Origin of the sequence: Pseudomonas sp. S10E 269 (assembly GCF_002798465.1) — a bacterium.
GTDB lineage: Bacteria > Pseudomonadota > Gammaproteobacteria > Pseudomonadales > Pseudomonadaceae > Aquipseudomonas > Aquipseudomonas pergaminensis.
Genome location: NZ_PHIJ01000001.1, coordinates 3247072 through 3265941, shown reverse-complemented (window position 1 = coordinate 3265941; position 18870 = coordinate 3247072). Strand labels below are relative to the sequence as shown.

Below are 18870 nucleotides of genomic sequence, written 5' to 3'. Positions count from 1 at the left end.
CTCCTCAGGCCGCGCCTAGTTACTCGAACCAATGGGCTCGGGCGGCCATGATCAACTTGCCGGCACGATCATCGTCAATGCCGTCGATGTCGAGCAGATCGTCAATAGACTGCTCGGCCAGGTCTTCGCGGGTAATTACGCCGCGCACCGCCAGTTCCATCGCCAAATCCTTGTCCATACCCTCAAGCGAGAGCAGGTCTTCGGCCGGATGGGCGTCTGCCAGCTTTTCCTCAGTAGCGATGGCTTTAGTCAACAAACGATCCTTGGCCCGAGCGCGAAGCTCGTTGACGGTGTCTTCGTCAAAGCCGTCGATGTTGAGCATTTCTTCCAACGGTACGTAGGCAATCTCTTCCAGGCTGGTGAAGCCTTCATCTACCAGCACCTGCGCCAGGTCTTCATCGACTTCCAACTCTTCGATGAAGTTGCGCAGGATGTCACCGGTTTCAGCTTGCTGCTTAGCCTGGATGTCCGATTCGGTCATCACGTTCAGGGTCCAACCGGTCAGTTGGCTGGCCAGACGCACGTTCTGACCGCCACGACCAATGGCCTGAGCCAGATTGTCTGCGCCAACGGCGATGTCCATTGCATGGGCATCTTCGTCAACGATAATTGCCGCCACTTCAGCCGGCGACATGGCGTTGATCACGAACTGCGCCGGGTTATCGTCCCACAGGACGATATCCACACGCTCACCGCCCAATTCACCCGACACTGCCTGGACGCGCGAACCGCGCATACCGATGCAAGCGCCTTGCGGGTCGATGCGTTTGTCCTTGGAGCGGACCGCGATCTTGGCACGCGAACCCGGGTCGCGGGACGCAGCCATGACTTCGATCAGACCTTCGGCGATCTCCGGCACTTCGATACGGAACAGCTCGATCAGCATTTCCGGCGCGGTACGCGACAGGATCAACTGAGGGCCGCGGTTCTCGGTGCGGATTTCCTTGAGCAACGCACGCAAGCGCACGCCGACACGGAAGGTTTCGCGAGAGATGATGTCTTCGCGGGCCAGCAACGCTTCGGCGTTGTTGCCCAGGTCGACGATCACGTTGTCGCGGGTGACTTTTTTCACGGTGCCGGAGATGATTTCACCCAGGCGCTCGCGATAGGCGTCAACGACTTGAGCGCGCTCGGCTTCGCGAACCTTCTGCACGATGACCTGCTTGGCAGTCTGTGCAGCGATACGGCCGAATTCGATCGATTCGATCTTTTCTTCGACGACATCACCGACCTTGGCGCCAGGATGCGTTTCAGCAACCTTGCTTGGCCAGGTTTCGATGGCCGGATCATCAAGATCGGCTTCTTCAACGACCGTCCAGCGACGGAAAGTCTCATAGGCACCGGTGTGGCGGTTGATTTCCACACGCAGATCAACTTCGTCTTCAAAACGCTTTTTGGTAGCAGTGGCCAGGGCCAGCTCCAGCGCTTCAAAAATCACGTTTGCCGGTACGCCCTTTTCATTGGATACCGACTCAACAACCAGCAGTACTTCTTTGCTCATCGTACGCCTCGCCTTTCGCAAGCCATTGGATCCGCGGGATCCGCGTCTCAGTCAAAACTGGGAATAATGTTGGCCTTGTCGATCATATCGATCGGCAACAGGAATTCATGGTCTTCTACCTGCACCACGACATCCTGTTCTTCTACACCGCGCAGAAGGCCCTGAAAGTTGCGTCGCCCTTCAAAGGGAGATCGCAGCTTGATCTTCACTTGTTCACCGGCAAATTTTGCAAACTGATCAATAGTGAACAGTGGGCGTTCCATGCCTGGCGAGGAAACTTCGAGGGTGTATTCAACGGAGATCGGATCTTCAACATCCAGCACACCGCTGATCTGACGGCTGACAATGGCACAATCGTCCACCAGCACGCCGCCCTCTTTATCGATATAAACGCGCAACATTGAGTGGCGACCTTGAGCCGAAAACTCAATACCCCAGCATTCATAGCCTAGGGCCACGACCACCGGGGCCAACAAGGCCTGCAACTCTTCTAGCTTGCTCGACACCTGAACCCCCTCGTGCATGTATGTGCATGCTGTGCAAAATAAAAAAATGGGCGAAACGCCCATCCTTGAAACGCCGTCGAACAGCGGCGTTGAAAGTGTCCAGCTAACAAAAAGCCCCTTAAAAGGGGCTCCGCTAAAACTGGTTGCGGGGGCCGGATTTGAACCGACGACCTTCGGGTTATGAGCCCGACGAGCTACCAGACTGCTCCACCCCGCGACAAAGCTGGGGCGGAAGTATACGACCGATCCCTTACAGGGTCAATGTAACCTTCCACCTACAAGAAAGCCCGCAACAGCGGGCTCTCCTGATAATTGGTACCGAGAAGGGGACTCGAACCCCTACACCCTATGGGCACAACCACCTCAAGGTTGCGTGTCTACCAATTCCACCACCTCGGCAATACAGCGTTTACAACCTTCTTACTTCTGCTCTTGAGCTGGAGGTACGTCAGTCGCTGGAGTAGCCGACTTTTGCTCTTGAAGCACCGGGACATCATCAGAAGCCGGTTTTGCTTTTGGTACTTCCAACACTGCTGGGTTTGGGAGACCTACTTGAGTCAGCACATGAGCTTTCTCTTTAGCAAAGTAACCTAACCCCAAGCTGGTTATGAAGAAACCGGCGGCAAGTATAGCAGTAAACTTACTAAGAAAGGTAGAGGAACCTTGGCTTCCGAACACAGTATTTGAAGCACCTGCACCGAAAGACGCACCAGCATCCGCACCTTTACCCTGTTGCAACAAAACCAGGGCAACTACGCCCAGGGCAGCCAACAGATGAAAAACGACTACGACTGTTTCCAGCATTTTTTCAGTTTCCCGCGGCGCGACAGATCGCACCGAACTCATCTGCATTCAGGGAAGCTCCACCAATGAGCCCCCCATCGATATCCGGCATGCCGAACAGTTCGACCGCATTGGCCGCCTTCACGCTGCCGCCGTATAGAAGACGCACACCTTGTGCGACTTCAGAATTCTCTGCCGCCAACTGCGCGCGGATGGCTGCGTGCACATCCTGCGCCTGTTGCGGTGTAGCAGTCAGCCCGGTACCAATGGCCCAGACCGGCTCGTAAGCAATAACTGCCTTTGCAAACGCACCAACACCCAGCTCCTCGATGATGCTGCCCAGCTGACGCGAGACAACTTCAAGAGTCTTGCCCGATTCACGCTGCTCCAGGGTCTCCCCTATGCACAACACTGGAATCAAGCCACAAGCCTGTGCCGCTGCGAACTTGCGATTGAGTGTCCCATCACGCTCGCCCATCATCTGACGGCGCTCGGAGTGCCCGACAAGCACATAGGAACAACCTGCATCGATCAACTGACTCGGCGAAATCTCGCCGGTCAACGCACCTTGCATGGGCTCCACCGCAGAGTTCTGCGCGCCGACCTGGATCGACTTGCCTTTCAAGCCATCAACCACTTGGTTGATATGCAAGCAAGGCGGAAAAACCGCAACATCGACACCGCTAGGCAAGGCCAAGTGACGAAGGCCATTGATCAGCTCAGCGACACTGGCGCGGGTACCGTGCATCTTCCAGTTACCAGCTACCATAGTGCGACGCATGCTGTACCTCGTCGGTCAAAGTGGGCGCAGATGTTACCCAACCACATCATCACTGGCAAGCCGAATTCAGGCGCAAACTTCAGTTACCAGTTTTGCCAGGTCTTCGGCATGGCCGCGAACCTGTGTTTCGTCGTCACCTTCGACCATGACGCGCACCAGCGGCTCTGTGCCGGACTTGCGCAACAGCACGCGGCCACGCCCCGCCATTGCCAGGGTCACGCGCTCGCACGCCTCTTTGACAGCCGGGTGCTCGATCGGGTTTTCGCCGCCGGCAAACCGTACATTCAGCAGTACTTGCGGACATTTGCGCAGCGCCTGGCGCGCCTGGGCCAAGCTCTCTTCGCGACGGCGCAGCGACAGCAGAACCTGCAGCGCAGCAATGATCGCATCGCCCGTAGTGGTGTGCTGGAAGCAGACAACGTGACCGGAATTCTCGCCACCCACCTGCCAGTTACGCTCGAGCAGTTCGGCGATCACATAGCGGTCACCGACATTGGCGCGCACAAACGGAATACCCAGGTCCGCCAAGGCCAATTCAAGCCCCAGGTTACTCATCAAGGTGCCGACAACACCGCCTTGCAGCTTGTTACGCTCATGCAGGTCGCGGGCAATGATGAACAAGAGGTCATCGCCATCAACGATGGCCCCGGTGTGATCCACCATCAGCACACGGTCACCGTCACCGTCAAAAGCAATGCCCAAGTCGGCATGTTCGGCAAGGACGGCGGCCTGCAATTGCTCCATGTGTGTGGAGCCGCAGTTGTCATTGATGTTCAGCCCGTTAGGCTGGGCCGACAGGACTGTAACGTCCGCGCCCAACTCCTTGAATACGCTTGGCGCCACTTTGTAGGTCGCGCCATGTGCGCAATCGACCACAATCTTCAGGCCGGCGAAATTGGTGCTGCTGGGCACACTGCTTTTGCAAAATTCGATATACCGGCCAGAGGCGTCATTGATTCGCGACACCTTGCCCAGCTTGCTGGACTCAACCACCGTCATCGGCGCATCCAGCAGTTCTTCGATCATCAACTCGATCTCGTCCGGCAGCTTGGTGCCCTGCCCCGAGAAGAATTTGATGCCGTTGTCATCATGAGGATTGTGCGAAGCACTGATCACAATACCGGCTTCAGCGTGAAAGGTACGCGTCAGGTAAGCGATCGCCGGTGTCGGCATGGGGCCTAGCAGCATGACATCTGCGCCCGCGGCGGACAGGCCAGCCTCGAGCGCGGATTCGAACATGTAACCGGAAATACGAGTGTCTTTACCCACCAGGATGCGGCAAGCGCCCATGCTCCGGAACGCCATGCCCGCAGCCCAACCTAGCTTGAGCATGAAATCAGGAGTAATCGGGTATTCGCCGACCCGACCACGGATACCGTCGGTGCCAAAGTATTTCTTAGTCATAAGTGCTCCATCATTCTTATTCGGCTGATTCTACTGCGGCAATCATGCGCACCACATCCACTGTTTCGGCAACATCATGCACACGCAAGATACGCGCGCCTTTGCTTACTGCAAGCGCTGCCAGTGCAAGACCACCGTACAGCCGCTCACCCACCGGGCGATTCAGGGCCAGCCCTATCATGCTTTTGCGCGAAACGCCGACCAGAAGGGGTCGACCAAGGGCATGCAGGGATTCCATATGTTTGAACAGACTTAGATTGTGCTGCAGGGTCTTGGCGAAGCCAAAGCCGGGATCAAGGATGATCTTTTCCGCAGCAATCCCCGCGACAGTACATTGAGCGACCCGCTCTGCGAGGAAACCGCTGACTTCGCCCACAAGGTCATCATAGTGAGGATTGTCCTGCATATTGCCGGGTTCTCCGAGCATATGCATCAGGCACACCGGCAACCCGGTCGCGGCAGCAGCATCAAGGGCACCGTCGCGCTGAAGGGAGCGCACATCGTTGATCAACCCCGCGCCCAGCCGCGCAGTTTCGCGCATCACTGCTGGCGTCGAGGTGTCCACCGAGATGATCACATCCAGCTCACGCGCAATGCGCTCGACTATTGGCGCCACTCGCTCCAGCTCCTCCAAGGGAGAAACCACGCGAGCGCCAGGCCGAGTCGACTCACCACCGACATCAATCAGCGTCGCCCCTGCGGCGACCATCGCCTCTGCATGACGCAATGCAGCATCAAGCTGGCTGAAGCGGCCACCGTCGGAAAAGGAGTCAGGGGTTACATTAAGAATGCCCATAACATGTGTATGGGCCAAATCAAGAACCCGGTTGCCGCAAGGCAACCGGGTGGAGGACAACGCAGAAGTCATTTCAAACCTTAGTGGTCGGCTGCAGGGCCGCCGATCGGGGTTTCAGGGCGTTCATTCTGAACCACCGGCGGAGTGCCAGAGGTGCCCGAACCGCCTTCCCAATCGCGAGGCTCACGCGGCGTGCGGCCAGCCATGATGTCGTCGATCTGGTCGGCATCAATGGTCTCGTACTTCATCAGCGCGTCGGCCATCGCGTCCAGCTTGTCGCGGTTATCGGTCAGGATCTGCTTGGCCGTGCCGTAGCACTGGTCAATGATACTGCGCACTTCGGAGTCGATCAGCTTGGCTGTCTCACCGGAGAAGCTGGCGTTTTGACCGCCACCGCCACGACCCAGGAACACTTCGCCTTCTTCCTCGGCATACATCAGCGGGCCGAGTTTTTCCGACAAGCCCCACTTGGTCACCATGTTCCGTGCAATCTGGCTGGCACGCATGATGTCGTTGGAAGCGCCGGTAGTGACACCATCGAAGCCCAGGGTCATCTCCTCAGCAATCCGGCCACCGTACAGCGAGCAGATCTGGCTGATCAGTGCACGCTTGGAGAGGCTATAGCGATCCTCTTCCGGCAGGAACATCGTGACACCCAGCGCCCGACCACGAGGAATGATCGACACTTTGTAGACCGGGTCGTGCTCAGGCACAACGCGACCGACAATGGCGTGACCGGCTTCGTGATAAGCGGTGTTCTGCTTCTCTTTCTCGGACATGACCATGGATTTGCGCTCGGCGCCCATCATGATCTTGTCTTTCGCCAATTCGAACTCTTTCATCTCTACGATGCGCTTGCCGGTACGGGCAGCAAACAACGAAGCCTCGTTGACCAGGTTGGCCAGGTCGGCACCGGAGAAGCCTGGAGTACCACGGGCAATCACGGCCGGAGCCACGTCGTCACCCATTGGCACTTTGCGCATGTGTACTTTCAGGATCTGTTCGCGACCACGGATATCCGGCAAGCCAACCACAACCTGACGGTCGAAACGGCCTGGACGCAGCAACGCAGGGTCCAGAACGTCCGGACGGTTGGTTGCAGCAATCACGATGATGCCGTCGTTCATTTCAAAGCCGTCCATCTCAACCAGCAACTGGTTAAGGGTCTGCTCACGCTCATCATGACCGCCGCCCATGCCGGCGCCACGGTGGCGACCAACGGCGTCGATTTCATCGATGAAAATGATGCAAGGCGCATGCTTTTTAGCCTGTTCGAACATATCGCGAACACGGCTGGCGCCCACGCCGACGAACATCTCGACGAAGTCAGAACCGGAAATGGTAAAGAAAGGCACCTTCGCCTCACCAGCAATCGCCTTGGCCAGCAAGGTTTTACCGGTACCCGGAGGACCAACCATCAACACACCGCGAGGAATGCGGCCGCCGAGGCGCTGGAATTTGCCCGGATCGCGCAGGAACTCGACCAACTCGCCCACTTCCTCTTTGGCTTCGTCGCAACCAGCAACGTCAGCCAGGGTGGTTTTCACCTGATCTTCGGAGAGCAGGCGTGCCTTGCTCTTGCCAAAGCTCATCGGCCCGCCCTTGCCGCCCGCACCGCCTTGCATCTGGCGCATGAAGAACATGAACACGGCAATGATCACCAGGATCGGGAAGCTGGCTACCAGCAACTGGGTCCAAATGCTCTGCTGCTCAGGCTGCTTGCCTTCGACAACCACGTGGTTGTCCACCAGGTCGCCGATCAGACCGTTGTCCTGGATTGCCGGACGAATGGTCTTGAAGCTGTCGCCATCGTTGCGTTTGCCGGTGATCACGTAGCCATCAACCGCTACGCGCTCGACCTTGCCATCCTTAACTTGCTGGATGAAGTCGGAATAGTTGAGGGTCTGCGGCTCGTTAGGGCTGGAGAAGTTGTTCATCACCGTCACCAGGACAGCCGCGATGATCAACCACAGGATCAGATTCTTTGCCATATCGTTCAATTAACTACCCTCTGAAGCAAGCTCCGCTACTGGCGCGCGCTTCGCATGATATTCACCGGCCTAACTTACTACATTACCTACAACACTGGCAGGCGCCGTCTGTAACCCTTTGTGAAACTTTGACTACACAATATTCGTAAAGCTTCGTGACGAAAGCGATATAAAAAAACCTATCGACTCCCTTCAAACCTTCAAAGACGCTCATCGCTGGCGGCGCCTTCGATCCCGCGGAACCCCCGCGCCAACAGATACTGCTCGCGAGACCGGTCACGAGAGGAGTCCGGTTTGCGCATCTGTACCTTGTCGAACAGCTTGCGGATGTTCTTGTGGTACTCGTCGAAGCCTTCACCCTGGAAGACCTTGACCAGGAAATCACCACCCGGACGCAATACCCGACCCGCCAGATCCAATGCCAACTCGCAGAGGAACATGGCGCGCGGCATATCAACAGCCGGTAATCCACTCATATTGGGGGCCATGTCGGAAATCACAAGGTCCACTTGCGAATTTCCTACAGCTTCCAGGATCTCGGCCAGGACAGCGTCCTGGGTAAAGTCACCGTGTACAAAGGTCACATCCGGGATACTGTCCATCTCCAGGATGTCGGAAGCGATCAAGCGGCCTTGCCCGCCAATCAGACGACTGGCCACCTGGGACCAGCCACCCGGGGCGGCGCCCAGGTCGATCACGCTCATGCCGGGGCGAAACAATTTGTCCTTGTCCTGCAGCTCCAGCAGCTTGTAGCTGGCCCGGGAACGGTAGCCGTCCTTTTGCGCCTTTTTGACGTAAGGATCGTTGAAATGTTCTTGTAGCCACTTAAGGCTGGTTTTGGAACGGGCCACGGGCCACCTCGAAAAATAAAACGGGTCGTGATTAACTGGGCGGTCCCGGACTCGCTCGGGTAAACTGGCCGCCGCTTTTTACAAGATCAGACGCAGGGGTCAGATTATGCCGCTCACTCAAGAGCAGAAGAAACAGTACAAATCCATTGGCCACCATCTGAAACCAGTTCTGATTGTGGCAGATAACGGTTTGACTGAAGGTGTGTTAGCCGAATTCGAACGTGCACTGAACGATCATGAACTGATCAAGATCAAGGTCAACATCCTTGACCGCGAAGCGCGCCTGGCCGCCATTGCAGAACTGTGCAAGGTGGGCAAAGCGGACCTGGTCCAGGTCATCGGCAAGATGGCGCTGCTTTATCGCAAGAACTTCAGCGTCAACAAGCAACTGTCGAACGTACACCGCTTCAAGTAGCGTTTAAATTACAAAAGGGTCATGGGCGCGCTTCGCGTGCCCTGCCACTCCATCCCGGTGCCGGCTGCATGACCAGCACCAGGCCGGAGAACCCTAGCACAAGATAGCTGAACAGCTGCCAGCGCAACGCCTCCGGCAGCCAGACATGCACCACGCAAAACATTGCGCACGCATACAGCGCCATCAACAGCAGTTGCCCGCGAATATCCCGCCATAGACTCCCCAAGCCCTCGGCCTTGACCAGCACCAACGCCTGGAGCGTCACGCACGCCGCCGCGAAACCCACCAGCAACGCGCTGAGTAATCCATCGATCTCATCGATCAGCAACGGTGCCAGGCCAATAAGGCCCAGCGCCGGCAGTACACCAATATGCAACAACCACAGGCCGCCGACCCAAAGCATCTGGGAAAGCTGCCAAAGCATGGCGCCCGCACGAAGCGGGCGCCGCCTTTCAGACGTGACGAACTTCAACGATCTCGTACTCGATTACGCCGCCTGGCGTCTTCACAGCCACCACATCGCCCTCTTCCTTGGCAATCAAGGCGCGGGCAAGTGGGGAACCGACAGAAATCTTGCCGAGTTTAAAGTCAGCCTCATCTTCGCCAACGATGTGATAGACCACACTTTCGTCAGTCTCGACGTTGGCGATTTCCACAGTCGTGCCGAAAATCACCTTGCCAGTCTTCGGAATGGTCGTCACGTCGATGACCACCGAGTTCTGCAGGCGGCCTTCGATGTCACGGATCCGCGCCTCGACCATACCCTGCTGCTCGCGGGCAGCATGGTATTCGGCGTTTTCCTTCAGGTCACCCAGCTCGCGGGCCGTACCGATGTCCTGGCTCAGCTTTGGACGTACGACCTTGGTCAGATGGGCGTGCTCCTCTTCCAGGGCCTTGAAGCCCTGGACGGTCATTGGGTATTTGGTCATGCCTTCAATCCTGCGTGTAGATCCTGCAAGCGACGCACGGTCTTTTCCGGACCGAACTTGAGCGCTTCGCAGATGGCTTCGCCAGCAGCAATGGTGGTGGTGCAGTAGATCTTGTGCTGCAAGGCGTTACGACGAATGGAGTAGGAATCCGCGATCGATTGACGACCCTCGGTGGTGTTGATGATCAGCGTGACTTCGTCATTCTTGATCATGTCGACCACGTGCGGACGGCCTTCCGTCACCTTGTTCACGCGACGCACTTTCAGGCCGGCAGCTTCGATCAGCTTGGCGGTCCCGGCAGTGGCCACGACTTCGAAGCCCAAGTTGATCAGATCACGGGCTACACCTGCAACCAGTGGCTTGTCGTCATCACGCACGCTGATGAAGGCAGTACCGCCGGTCGGCAGTACTTCGCTGGCGCCCATCTGGGCCTTGGCGAAAGCTTCACCGAAGGTATCGCCTACACCCATCACTTCACCGGTGGACTTCATCTCTGGGCCCAGGATCGGGTCCACACCCGGGAACTTGGCGAATGGGAACACCGCCTCTTTCACGCTGTAGAAGTTTGGAATGATTTCCTTGGTGAAGCCGATTTCCTTCAGGGTCTTACCTGCCATCACGCGGGCAGCGATCATGGCCAGGGAGACACCGATGCACTTGGAAACAAATGGCACGGTACGCGAAGCACGCGGGTTGACTTCAATGACGTAGATATCTTCGCCTTGCAACGCCAACTGTACGTTCATCAGGCCGACTACGCCCAATTCCAAGGCCATTTTCTTGACCTGTTCGCGCATCTCGTCCTGGATGTGCGCCGGCAGCGAGTAAGGCGGCAGCGAGCAAGCGGAGTCACCGGAGTGAACGCCAGCCTGTTCGATGTGCTGCATGATCGCGCCGATCACTACATCGGTACCGTCGCAGACCGCATCCACATCCATCTCGATGGCGCAGTTGAGGAAGTGGTCAAGCAGCACCGGGCTGTCGTTGGACACTTTCACCGCATCGCGCAGGTAACGCTTGAGCTCTTCTTCTTCGTAGACAATTTCCATCGCACGGCCGCCCAGTACATAGGACGGGCGCACCACCAGCGGGTAGCCGATCTTGCTGGCTGCACGGATGGCTTCGTCTTCGCTGCGCACAGTGGCGTTTGGCGGCTGACGCAGGTTCAGGCGCTCAACCATTTGCTGGAAGCGCTCGCGGTCTTCTGCACGGTCGATAGCGTCCGGGCTGGTGCCAATGATCGGCACGCCGGCGGCTTCCAGGGCACGCGCCAGTTTCAGCGGGGTTTGGCCGCCGTACTGGACGATCACGCCTTTCGGCTTCTCGACGCGTACGATTTCCAGCACGTCTTCCAGGGTCACTGGCTCGAAGTACAGGCGGTCGGAGGTGTCGTAGTCGGTGGAAACGGTTTCCGGGTTGCAGTTGACCATGATGGTCTCGTAGCCATCTTCGCGCAGAGCGAGGGCGGCGTGGACGCAGCAATAGTCAAACTCGATACCCTGGCCGATACGGTTTGGACCGCCCCCCAGAATCATGATCTTGTCGCGACCCGACGGCGCGGCTTCGCACTCTTCCTCATAGGTGGAGTACAGGTAGGCGGTGTCGGTGGAGAACTCGGCCGCGCAGGTGTCAACGCGCTTGTAGACCGGGAAGATCTCCAGCTTGTGGCGATGTGTGCGCAGGTTCTTCTCGGTCACACCCAGCAATTTGGCCAGACGCTGGTCGGAGAAGCCTTTGCGCTTGAGGCGGAACATCATGTCGCGGTCGATGCTGGCCAGACCCAGGGTCTTGACCTTCTCTTCTTCCTTGATCAGATCTTCGATCTGTACCAGGAACCACGGATCGATCATGTTCATGCCGAAGATGTCTTCGACGGTCATGCCGGCGCGGAAGGCGTCAGCCACGTACCAGATACGCTCGGCGCCAGGCACGGTCAGCTCGCGCTTGAGCACGCTCATGCTTTCCGGGTTGCTCAGGTCGAGTTTCTCGTCCAGGCCGCAAACGCCCACTTCCAGGCCGCGCAGTGCTTTCTGCAGGGATTCCTGGAACGTGCGACCGATGGCCATGACTTCACCCACAGATTTCATCTGGGTGGTCAGGCGTGCATCAGCCTTGGCGAATTTCTCGAAGGCAAAACGTGGCAGCTTGGTGACCACGTAGTCGATGGATGGCTCGAAGGACGCCGGGGTCTTGCCGCCGGTGATGTCGTTCGACAATTCGTCCAGGGTGTAGCCCACGGCCAGCTTGGCAGCGACCTTGGCGATCGGGAAGCCGGTGGCTTTCGATGCCAGGGCCGACGAACGGGATACACGCGGGTTCATTTCGATCACGACCATACGGCCAGTGTTCGGGCAGATACCGAACTGAACGTTGGAACCGCCGGTTTCCACGCCGATCTCGCGCAATACCGCCAGGGAGGCGTTACGCAGGATCTGGTATTCCTTATCGGTCAGGGTTTGTGCCGGCGCCACGGTGATCGAGTCACCGGTGTGCACGCCCATCGGGTCGAAGTTTTCGATGGAGCAGACGATGATGCAGTTGTCCTTCTTATCGCGGACCACCTCCATCTCGTATTCTTTCCAGCCGATCAGGGATTCGTCGATCAGCAGCTCTTTGGTCGGCGACAGGTCCAGGCCGCGGGCGCAGATCTCTTCGAACTCTTCACGGTTGTATGCGATACCGCCACCGGTGCCGCCCATGGTGAAGGACGGACGGATGATGCACGGGAAGCCCAGAGTCTCGAGGACCGCATTGGCTTCTTCCATGCTGTGGGCGATACCGGAACGCGGGCAAGCCAGGCCGATGGATTTCATGGCCTTGTCGAAACGCGAACGGTCTTCAGCCTTGTCGATGGTGTCGGCATTGGCGCCGATCATCTCTACGCCGAATTTTTCCAGGACACCTTCGCGCTCCAGGTCCAGGGCGCAGTTCAGTGCAGTCTGGCCGCCCATGGTTGGCAGCAGTGCGTCTGGACGCTCTTTTTCGATGATCTTGGCAACGGTCTGCCACTTGATCGGCTCGATGTAGGTAGCGTCGGCCATGGCCGGGTCGGTCATGATGGTGGCTGGGTTGGAGTTCACCAGGATGACGCGGTAGCCCTCCTCGCGCAGGGCTTTACAGGCCTGGGCGCCGGAGTAGTCGAATTCGCAGGCCTGGCCGATCACGATCGGGCCAGCGCCGAGAATCAGGATGCTTTTTATGTCTGTACGTTTTGGCATGGGTTTGTCACTCAAATCCGCAGGTCAGTCGGCAAGCCGTCTTGAACAATCTTTGAAGAGCCTGCGGGGGCCACCGAAATCCGGGGCCGCCCGCAGGCCGCTCAGTCAGCGTCGCTTGGCCATCTCATTGATGAAACGGTCGAACAGCGGCGCTACGTCGTTCGGGCCCGGGCTGGCTTCAGGGTGGCCCTGGAAGCTGAACGCGCTCTTGTCGGTGCGCTCGATACCCTGCAGGGAACCGTCGAACAGCGACTTGTGAATGGCGCGCACGTTGCTCGGCAAGGTGGCTTCATCTACCGCAAAACCGTGGTTCTGGCTGGTGATCATCACAACGCCGGTGTCCAGGTCTTGCACAGGGTGGTTGGCACCGTGGTGGCCGTGCCCCATTTTCAGGGTCTTGGCGCCGGAGGCCAGGGCCAGCAACTGGTGGCCGAGGCAGATACCGAATACTGGAATCTCGGTTTCCAGCACGTCCTTGATCGCCTGGATAGCGTAGTCGCAAGGTTCAGGGTCACCCGGGCCGTTGGACAGGAACACGCCGTCCGGTTGCAGGGCGAGCACGTCGCTGGCCGGGGTTTGCGCCGGCACCACGGTCACGCGGCAACCGCGCTCGACCAGCATGCGCAGGATGTTGTACTTCACACCGTAGTCGTAGGCGACCACGTGGTAAGGCAACTCGGCAGCATCGATGGTCGCGTGGCTGTCCGTCTTCAAGTCCCAGACCGTGGAGCGCCACTCGTACTTCTCTTTGACGCTGACGACTTTCGCCAGGTCCATGCCCTTCAGGCCAGGGAACCCTTGCGCTGCGGCAATCGCCGCCTCTTCGGAAATATTGTCACCGACCATGATGCAGCCGTTCTGCGAGCCTTTTTCACGCAGGATGCGTGTCAGGCGGCGCGTATCGATACCAGCGATCGCCACAACGTTGTTGGCTTTCAAGTAATCGGACAGCGACATCGTGTTACGCCAGTTGCTCGCAACCAGTGGCAGGTCGCGAATCACCAGACCAGCCGACCAGACACGATCAGACTCGACATCTTCCGGTGTAGTACCGGTGTTGCCGATGTGTGGATAGGTCAGGGTAACGATCTGTTGGGCGTAGGAAGGATCGGTAAGGATTTCCTGATAGCCGGTCATGGCAGTGTTAAACACCACCTCTCCAACGGTCTGACCGTCGGCTCCAATGGCTTCGCCGCGAAAAATGCTGCCATCAGCAAGGGCGAGTATGGCTGGCTTAGTCAAGAAGACCTCCCGTAAATAAAGCCTGAAAGGGCGATCGCAGGTTGTAAAAAAGCGGAGTGACGTATGGACACGTCACCCCGCTTCTTCACTGAATTATTCTGCGCGCTTTTAGTGGACACACTAAAGCTGTAGTTTACAGAAAAAGGCTTTTTTGGTCCACCGCTAATGAGCCTTAAAGGCAGGGGAATGCGACAGGGCGTCGCTTAGCGGGTAAAAACGGGGCCTAAGCATAAGCTTGAGACCCCTTTTTTGCTACTGATTAGTGCAGATCCAGCACATCGCGCATGTCATAAAGGCCCGCCTCGCGACCTTCCAGCCAGAGCGCAGCACGTACCGCCCCCTTGGCAAATGTCATGCGACTGGACGCCTTGTGCGTGATTTCCAGGCGCTCACCCTCCGTGGCGAACAATACGGTGTGATCCCCCACCACATCACCACCGCGTACGGTTGCAAACCCGATGGTGTCACGCGCACGCGCACCGGTATGGCCTTCGCGCCCGTACACTGCCACTTTCGACAAGTCGCGACCGAGCGCATCAGCAATCGCCTCCCCCATGCGCAGCGCGGTGCCCGAAGGTGCGTCGATCTTGTGGCGGTGATGGGTCTCGATGATTTCGATATCCGCTTCATCCCCGAGCACACGGGCCGCCAGATCAAGCAGTTTGAGCGACAGGTTCACACCCACGCTGAAGTTGGCTGCGAAGACGATAGGAATATCCTTGCCCGCCTCCACCAGCAACTGCTTCTGATCAAGCGTCAAACCGGTGGTGCCGATCACCATCGCCTTGCCCGCCTTGCGGCAAAAAGCCAGGTTCTTCAGCATCACATCCGGCAGGGTGAAATCGATCAGCACGTCGAACTCGTCGGCCACCTGCTCCAGGTTGCCGGACAACGAAACACCGATACGCCCCAACGAAGCCAACTCACCGGCATCCGCGCCAATCAACGTGCTGCCCGGACGAACGATCGCCGCGGTCAGCCCGGAGGCCGGCGAGCGCTGCTGCACCGCTTCGACCAGCGTCTTGCCCATGCGCCCGGCAGCGCCCATTACGGCTATACGTCGCATATTCAATTCCTTACAGGTCGCCGAAGAAGCGCTTCACGCCATCGAAAAAGCCCGCGGTTTTCGGCGAGTGGGAGTCATCACCCTCCATCGAACTGCGGAACTCTTCCAGCAGTTCGCGCTGACGGCGATTCAGGTTGACCGGCGTTTCCACCGCCACACGACACATCAGGTCACCAGCACCACCACCGCGCACCGGCGCAACGCCTTTGCCACGGATGCGGAACTGTTTGCCGGTCTGCGTGCCTTCAGGGATCTTGAGCTTGACGCGACCATCAAGGGTCGGAATCTCCAACTCGCCACCCAGCGCCGCATCAACAAAGCTGATTGGCACTTCACAGAACAGGTGCTTGCCGTCGCGCTGGAAGATCGAGTGCTCGCGCACATTGATCACCACGTACAGGTCGCCCGTAGGCCCACCCTGGGTACCCGCCTCGCCTTCGCCCGACAAGCGAATACGGTCACCGGTATCCACGCCAGCCGGCACTTTTACCGACAGCGTCTTGTACTCTTCGACACGACCTTCGCCGTGGCAGGAGTCGCACGGATCGGAAATGATCTTGCCCTGGCCATGGCAGCGCGGGCAGGTCTGCTGCACCGAGAAGAAGCCCTGCTGCATGCGGACCTGACCAATACCACCGCACGTCGGGCAGGTGATGGGCGACGAGCCCTTCTTGGCGCCCGAGCCATCGCACGGCTTGCAGTTGACCAGCGTCGGCACACGGATATTGACACTGGTACCGCGCACGGCCTCTTCCAGATTCAACTCCAGCGTGTAGCGCAAGTCGCTGCCACGCTGGGCACCACCACGCTGACCACCCCGACCACCGCCGAAGAAGTCGCTGAATACGTCGCCGAAAATGTCGGAGAAGTTCTGACCGCCAAAGCCGGCACCGCCGCCGCCCATGCTTGGGTCGACACCGGCATGGCCATACTGGTCGTAGGCCGCACGCTTGTTGGGATCAGACAGGCATTCGTAGGCCTCATTGGCCTCTTTGAACATCTCTTCGGATTCTTTGCTGTCCGGATTACGGTCCGGGTGGTGCTTCATCGCCAAGCGACGGTAGGCCTTCTTCAGGTCCGTCTCGCTGGAGCCGCGCTCCACACCCAACACTTCGTAATAGTCACGCTTTGCCATAAGTCTTTGCACTCTTAAGGACGTTCAGCCAGACCCTCCTGAGCCCTGCCAAACTCGTTGAGCCCCAATACAGGCCCGGACCCAACTCACGTCAATTCAACGATCCTGGTCATTACTACTTTTAGCCAGGTACCCGGCCAAAATGCGGTATTTATTGCTCGGAAAGCAGGAGCATTCCCGATCACACCGCCAGCACCCGAACACTGTCGCATGCTGTAAAAATTCACATACCCCAGACACGCCAACGCGGGAGCAAGCTCCCGCGCGGCGACATCCTACCAGTCACCGCTTGATAGCGGTCAACCGGGCGACCAACTTACTTCTGGTCTTTGACTTCTTCGAACTCGGCATCGACAACGTCGTCATGCTTGGCTTCAGGCTCTGCCTGTTGCGCGGCACCGTCAGCTGGCTGACCTTGTTCGGCATACATTTTCTGCGCTACAGGTGCAGAGACTTTCGACAGCTCTTCGATCTTGGCTTCGATAGCGGCCTTGTCATCGCCTTTAACGGCGGCTTCCAGGGCAACTACGGCAGCTTCGATAGCAGCCTTCTCTTCAGCAGTCACTTTATCACCAGCGTCAGCGACCATTTTGCGGGTCGAGTGAACCAGTGCATCACCCTGGTTACGGGCGCCAGCCAGCTCGGCAAACTTGGCATCCGCATCAGCGTTGGCTTCAGCATCACGAATCATCTGTTGAATTTCTTCATCAGACAGACCGGAGTTGGCCTTGATGGTGATCTTCTGCTCTTTGCCAGTCGCCTTGTCTTTCGCGCCGACGTGCAGGATGCCGTTGGCGTCGATGTCGAAGGTGACTTCGATTTGCGGCACGCCACGTGGTGCTGGTGGAATCTCGGCCAGGTCGAACTTGCCCAGGGACTTGTTCTGAGCCGCTTGCTTACGCTCACCTTGCAGCACGTGAATGGTCACAGCGCCTTGGTTGTCATCGGCAGTCGAGAACACTTGGGATTTCTTGGTAGGAATCGTGGTGTTTTTCTCGATCAGCGCAGTCATCACGCCACCCATGGTTTCGATACCCAGGGTCAGCGGGCTAACGTCCAGCAGCAACACGTCTTTTACGTCACCAGCCAATACCGCGCCCTGGATGGCAGCACCCATGGCAACTGCTTCGTCCGGGTTCACGTCTTTACGTGCTTCCTTGCCGAAGAACTCGGTCACTTTCTGCTGAACCAGTGGCATACGGGTCTGACCGCCCACCAGGATCACGTCGTTGATGGAACCCACGTCGATACCAGCGTCTTTCAGCGCAATGCGGCAAGGTTCGATGGTGCGCTGAACCAGGTCTTCAACCAGTGCTTCCAACTTGGCGCGAGAGATCTTCACGTTCAAGTGCTTAGGACCGGTGGCATCTGCAGTGATGTACGGCAGGTTCACGTCGGTCGACATGCTCGAGGACAGTTCGATCTTGGCCTTCTCGGCAGCTTCTTTCAGGCGCTGCATGGCCAGCGGGTCACCTTTGAGGTTCATGCCGCTTTCTTTCTTGAATTCGTCAACGAGGTAGTCGATCAGACGAATGTCAAAGTCTTCACCACCCAGGAAGGTGTCGCCGTTGGTGGCCAACACTTCGAATTGGTGCTCGCCGTCAACTTCAGCGATCTCGATAACCGAGACGTCGAAGGTACCGCCACCCAGGTCATAAACGATCACAGTGTGGTCGCCCTTGGCCTTGTCCATACCGTAAGCCAGAGCAGCTGCGGTTGGTTCGTTGATGATACGTTTTACGTCCAGGCCCGCGATGCGACCGGCGTCTTTGGTCGCCTGGCGCTGGCTGTCGTTGAAGTAGGCCGGAACGGTGATCACTGCTTCGGTGACGGTTTCACCGAGGTAGTCTTCGGCAGTCTTCTTCATCTTTTTCAAGACTTCAGCCGAAATCTGCGGTGCAGACATCTTATTGCCATTCACCTCAACCCAGGCGTCACCGTTGTCAGCCTTGGCGATTTTGTAAGGCACCATCTTGATGTCTTTCTGTACGACTTCTTCGTCGAACTTACGACCAATCAGACGTTTTACCGCGTACAGGGTGTTGTGCGGGTTGGTGACAGCCTGGCGCTTGGCCGACTGGCCAACCAGGATCTCGCCATCATTTGCGTAAGCAATGATCGACGGCGTAGTACGCGCGCCTTCGGCGTTTTCGATAACTTTGGCTTTGCCGTTTTCCATGACGGAGACACAGGAGTTGGTGGTCCCCAGGTCGATACCGATAATTTTGCCCATGATTTACTCTCCCGAAACT

At 57.8% G+C, this 18870-nt stretch carries 16 protein-coding genes and 2 tRNA genes; 1 reads left to right on the top strand and 17 read right to left on the bottom strand.

Translation table 11 applies throughout. The features are described from left to right. Positions 1-19: 19 nt before the first annotated feature. The 10 genes from nusA to rlmE all read right to left on the bottom strand — a co-directional run bounded on the left by nusA (position 20) and on the right by rlmE (position 8613). Complete coding sequence (gene nusA, locus CWC48_RS15170; protein WP_025857112.1) at positions 20-1501, bottom strand: transcription termination factor NusA; 1482 nt, start codon at positions 1499-1501, stop codon at positions 20-22. A 47-nt stretch (positions 1502-1548) separates the two neighbouring features. Beyond that, positions 1549-2007, bottom strand: coding sequence for a ribosome maturation factor RimP (rimP, locus tag CWC48_RS15165; protein WP_003235029.1), 459 nt, complete (start codon positions 2005-2007; stop codon positions 1549-1551). A 140-nt stretch (positions 2008-2147) separates the two neighbouring features. Then, positions 2148-2224: transfer RNA gene (locus tag CWC48_RS15160), tRNA-Met, on the bottom strand. 96 nt (positions 2225-2320) lie between these two features. After that, a tRNA-Leu gene (locus tag CWC48_RS15155) sits at positions 2321-2406 on the bottom strand. Between the two features lie 21 nt (positions 2407-2427). Next, entirely contained in the window at positions 2428-2811 is a 384-nt protein-coding gene (gene secG / locus CWC48_RS15150) for a preprotein translocase subunit SecG (RefSeq protein WP_010206600.1), read from the bottom strand. A gap of 4 nt (positions 2812-2815) precedes the next feature. Continuing rightward, complete coding sequence (tpiA, locus tag CWC48_RS15145; protein ID WP_078050217.1) at positions 2816-3571, bottom strand: triose-phosphate isomerase; 756 nt, start codon at positions 3569-3571, stop codon at positions 2816-2818. A 66-nt stretch (positions 3572-3637) separates the two neighbouring features. Beyond that, entirely contained in the window at positions 3638-4975 is a 1338-nt protein-coding gene (glmM, locus tag CWC48_RS15140; RefSeq protein ID WP_078050218.1) for a phosphoglucosamine mutase, read from the bottom strand. 16 nt (positions 4976-4991) lie between these two features. Continuing rightward, entirely contained in the window at positions 4992-5843 is an 852-nt protein-coding gene (gene folP / locus CWC48_RS15135; protein WP_078050219.1) for a dihydropteroate synthase, read from the bottom strand. A gap of 8 nt (positions 5844-5851) precedes the next feature. Next, positions 5852-7762, bottom strand: a complete 1911-nt coding sequence (gene ftsH, locus CWC48_RS15130) for an ATP-dependent zinc metalloprotease FtsH (protein ID WP_010562674.1) — start codon at positions 7760-7762, stop codon at positions 5852-5854. 200 nt (positions 7763-7962) lie between these two features. Then, positions 7963-8613, bottom strand: a complete 651-nt coding sequence (gene rlmE / locus CWC48_RS15125) for a 23S rRNA (uridine(2552)-2'-O)-methyltransferase RlmE (protein WP_010206606.1) — start codon at positions 8611-8613, stop codon at positions 7963-7965. A 106-nt stretch (positions 8614-8719) separates the two neighbouring features. Between rlmE and CWC48_RS15120 the strand changes: the two genes are divergently transcribed. Continuing rightward, positions 8720-9028: a YhbY family RNA-binding protein gene (locus CWC48_RS15120; RefSeq protein WP_010206607.1), complete on the top strand. Its 309-nt coding sequence runs from the start codon at positions 8720-8722 to the stop codon at positions 9026-9028. A gap of 19 nt (positions 9029-9047) precedes the next feature. Here CWC48_RS15120 and CWC48_RS15115 read toward each other — a convergent pair whose 3' ends face one another. From CWC48_RS15115 to dnaK, 7 genes are all read right to left on the bottom strand, one after another. Then, complete coding sequence (locus tag CWC48_RS15115) at positions 9048-9452, bottom strand: MFS transporter (protein ID WP_078050220.1); 405 nt, start codon at positions 9450-9452, stop codon at positions 9048-9050. A 28-nt stretch (positions 9453-9480) separates the two neighbouring features. Then, complete coding sequence (gene greA, locus CWC48_RS15110; RefSeq protein ID WP_003235048.1) at positions 9481-9957, bottom strand: transcription elongation factor GreA; 477 nt, start codon at positions 9955-9957, stop codon at positions 9481-9483. After that, positions 9954-13175 (bottom strand): carbamoyl-phosphate synthase large subunit, encoded by a 3222-nt coding sequence (carB, locus tag CWC48_RS15105; RefSeq protein ID WP_010206612.1) that lies wholly within the window; start codon positions 13173-13175, stop codon positions 9954-9956. Before carB ends, greA begins: the two co-directional genes overlap by 4 nt. Before the next feature lie 105 nt (positions 13176-13280). Beyond that, positions 13281-14417, bottom strand: a complete 1137-nt coding sequence (carA, locus tag CWC48_RS15100) for a glutamine-hydrolyzing carbamoyl-phosphate synthase small subunit (protein WP_025857106.1) — start codon at positions 14415-14417, stop codon at positions 13281-13283. Between the two features lie 259 nt (positions 14418-14676). Continuing rightward, positions 14677-15483, bottom strand: coding sequence for a 4-hydroxy-tetrahydrodipicolinate reductase (dapB, locus tag CWC48_RS15095; RefSeq protein ID WP_078050221.1), 807 nt, complete (start codon positions 15481-15483; stop codon positions 14677-14679). A 10-nt stretch (positions 15484-15493) separates the two neighbouring features. Continuing rightward, positions 15494-16618: a molecular chaperone DnaJ gene (dnaJ, locus tag CWC48_RS15090; RefSeq protein WP_071489991.1), complete on the bottom strand. Its 1125-nt coding sequence runs from the start codon at positions 16616-16618 to the stop codon at positions 15494-15496. A gap of 316 nt (positions 16619-16934) precedes the next feature. Then, the gene (gene dnaK / locus CWC48_RS15085) at positions 16935-18851 is read right to left on the bottom strand and encodes a molecular chaperone DnaK (RefSeq protein WP_015885931.1); all 1917 of its coding nucleotides are present in this window, start codon (positions 18849-18851) and stop codon (positions 16935-16937) included. Positions 18852-18870: the final 19 nt, after the last annotated feature.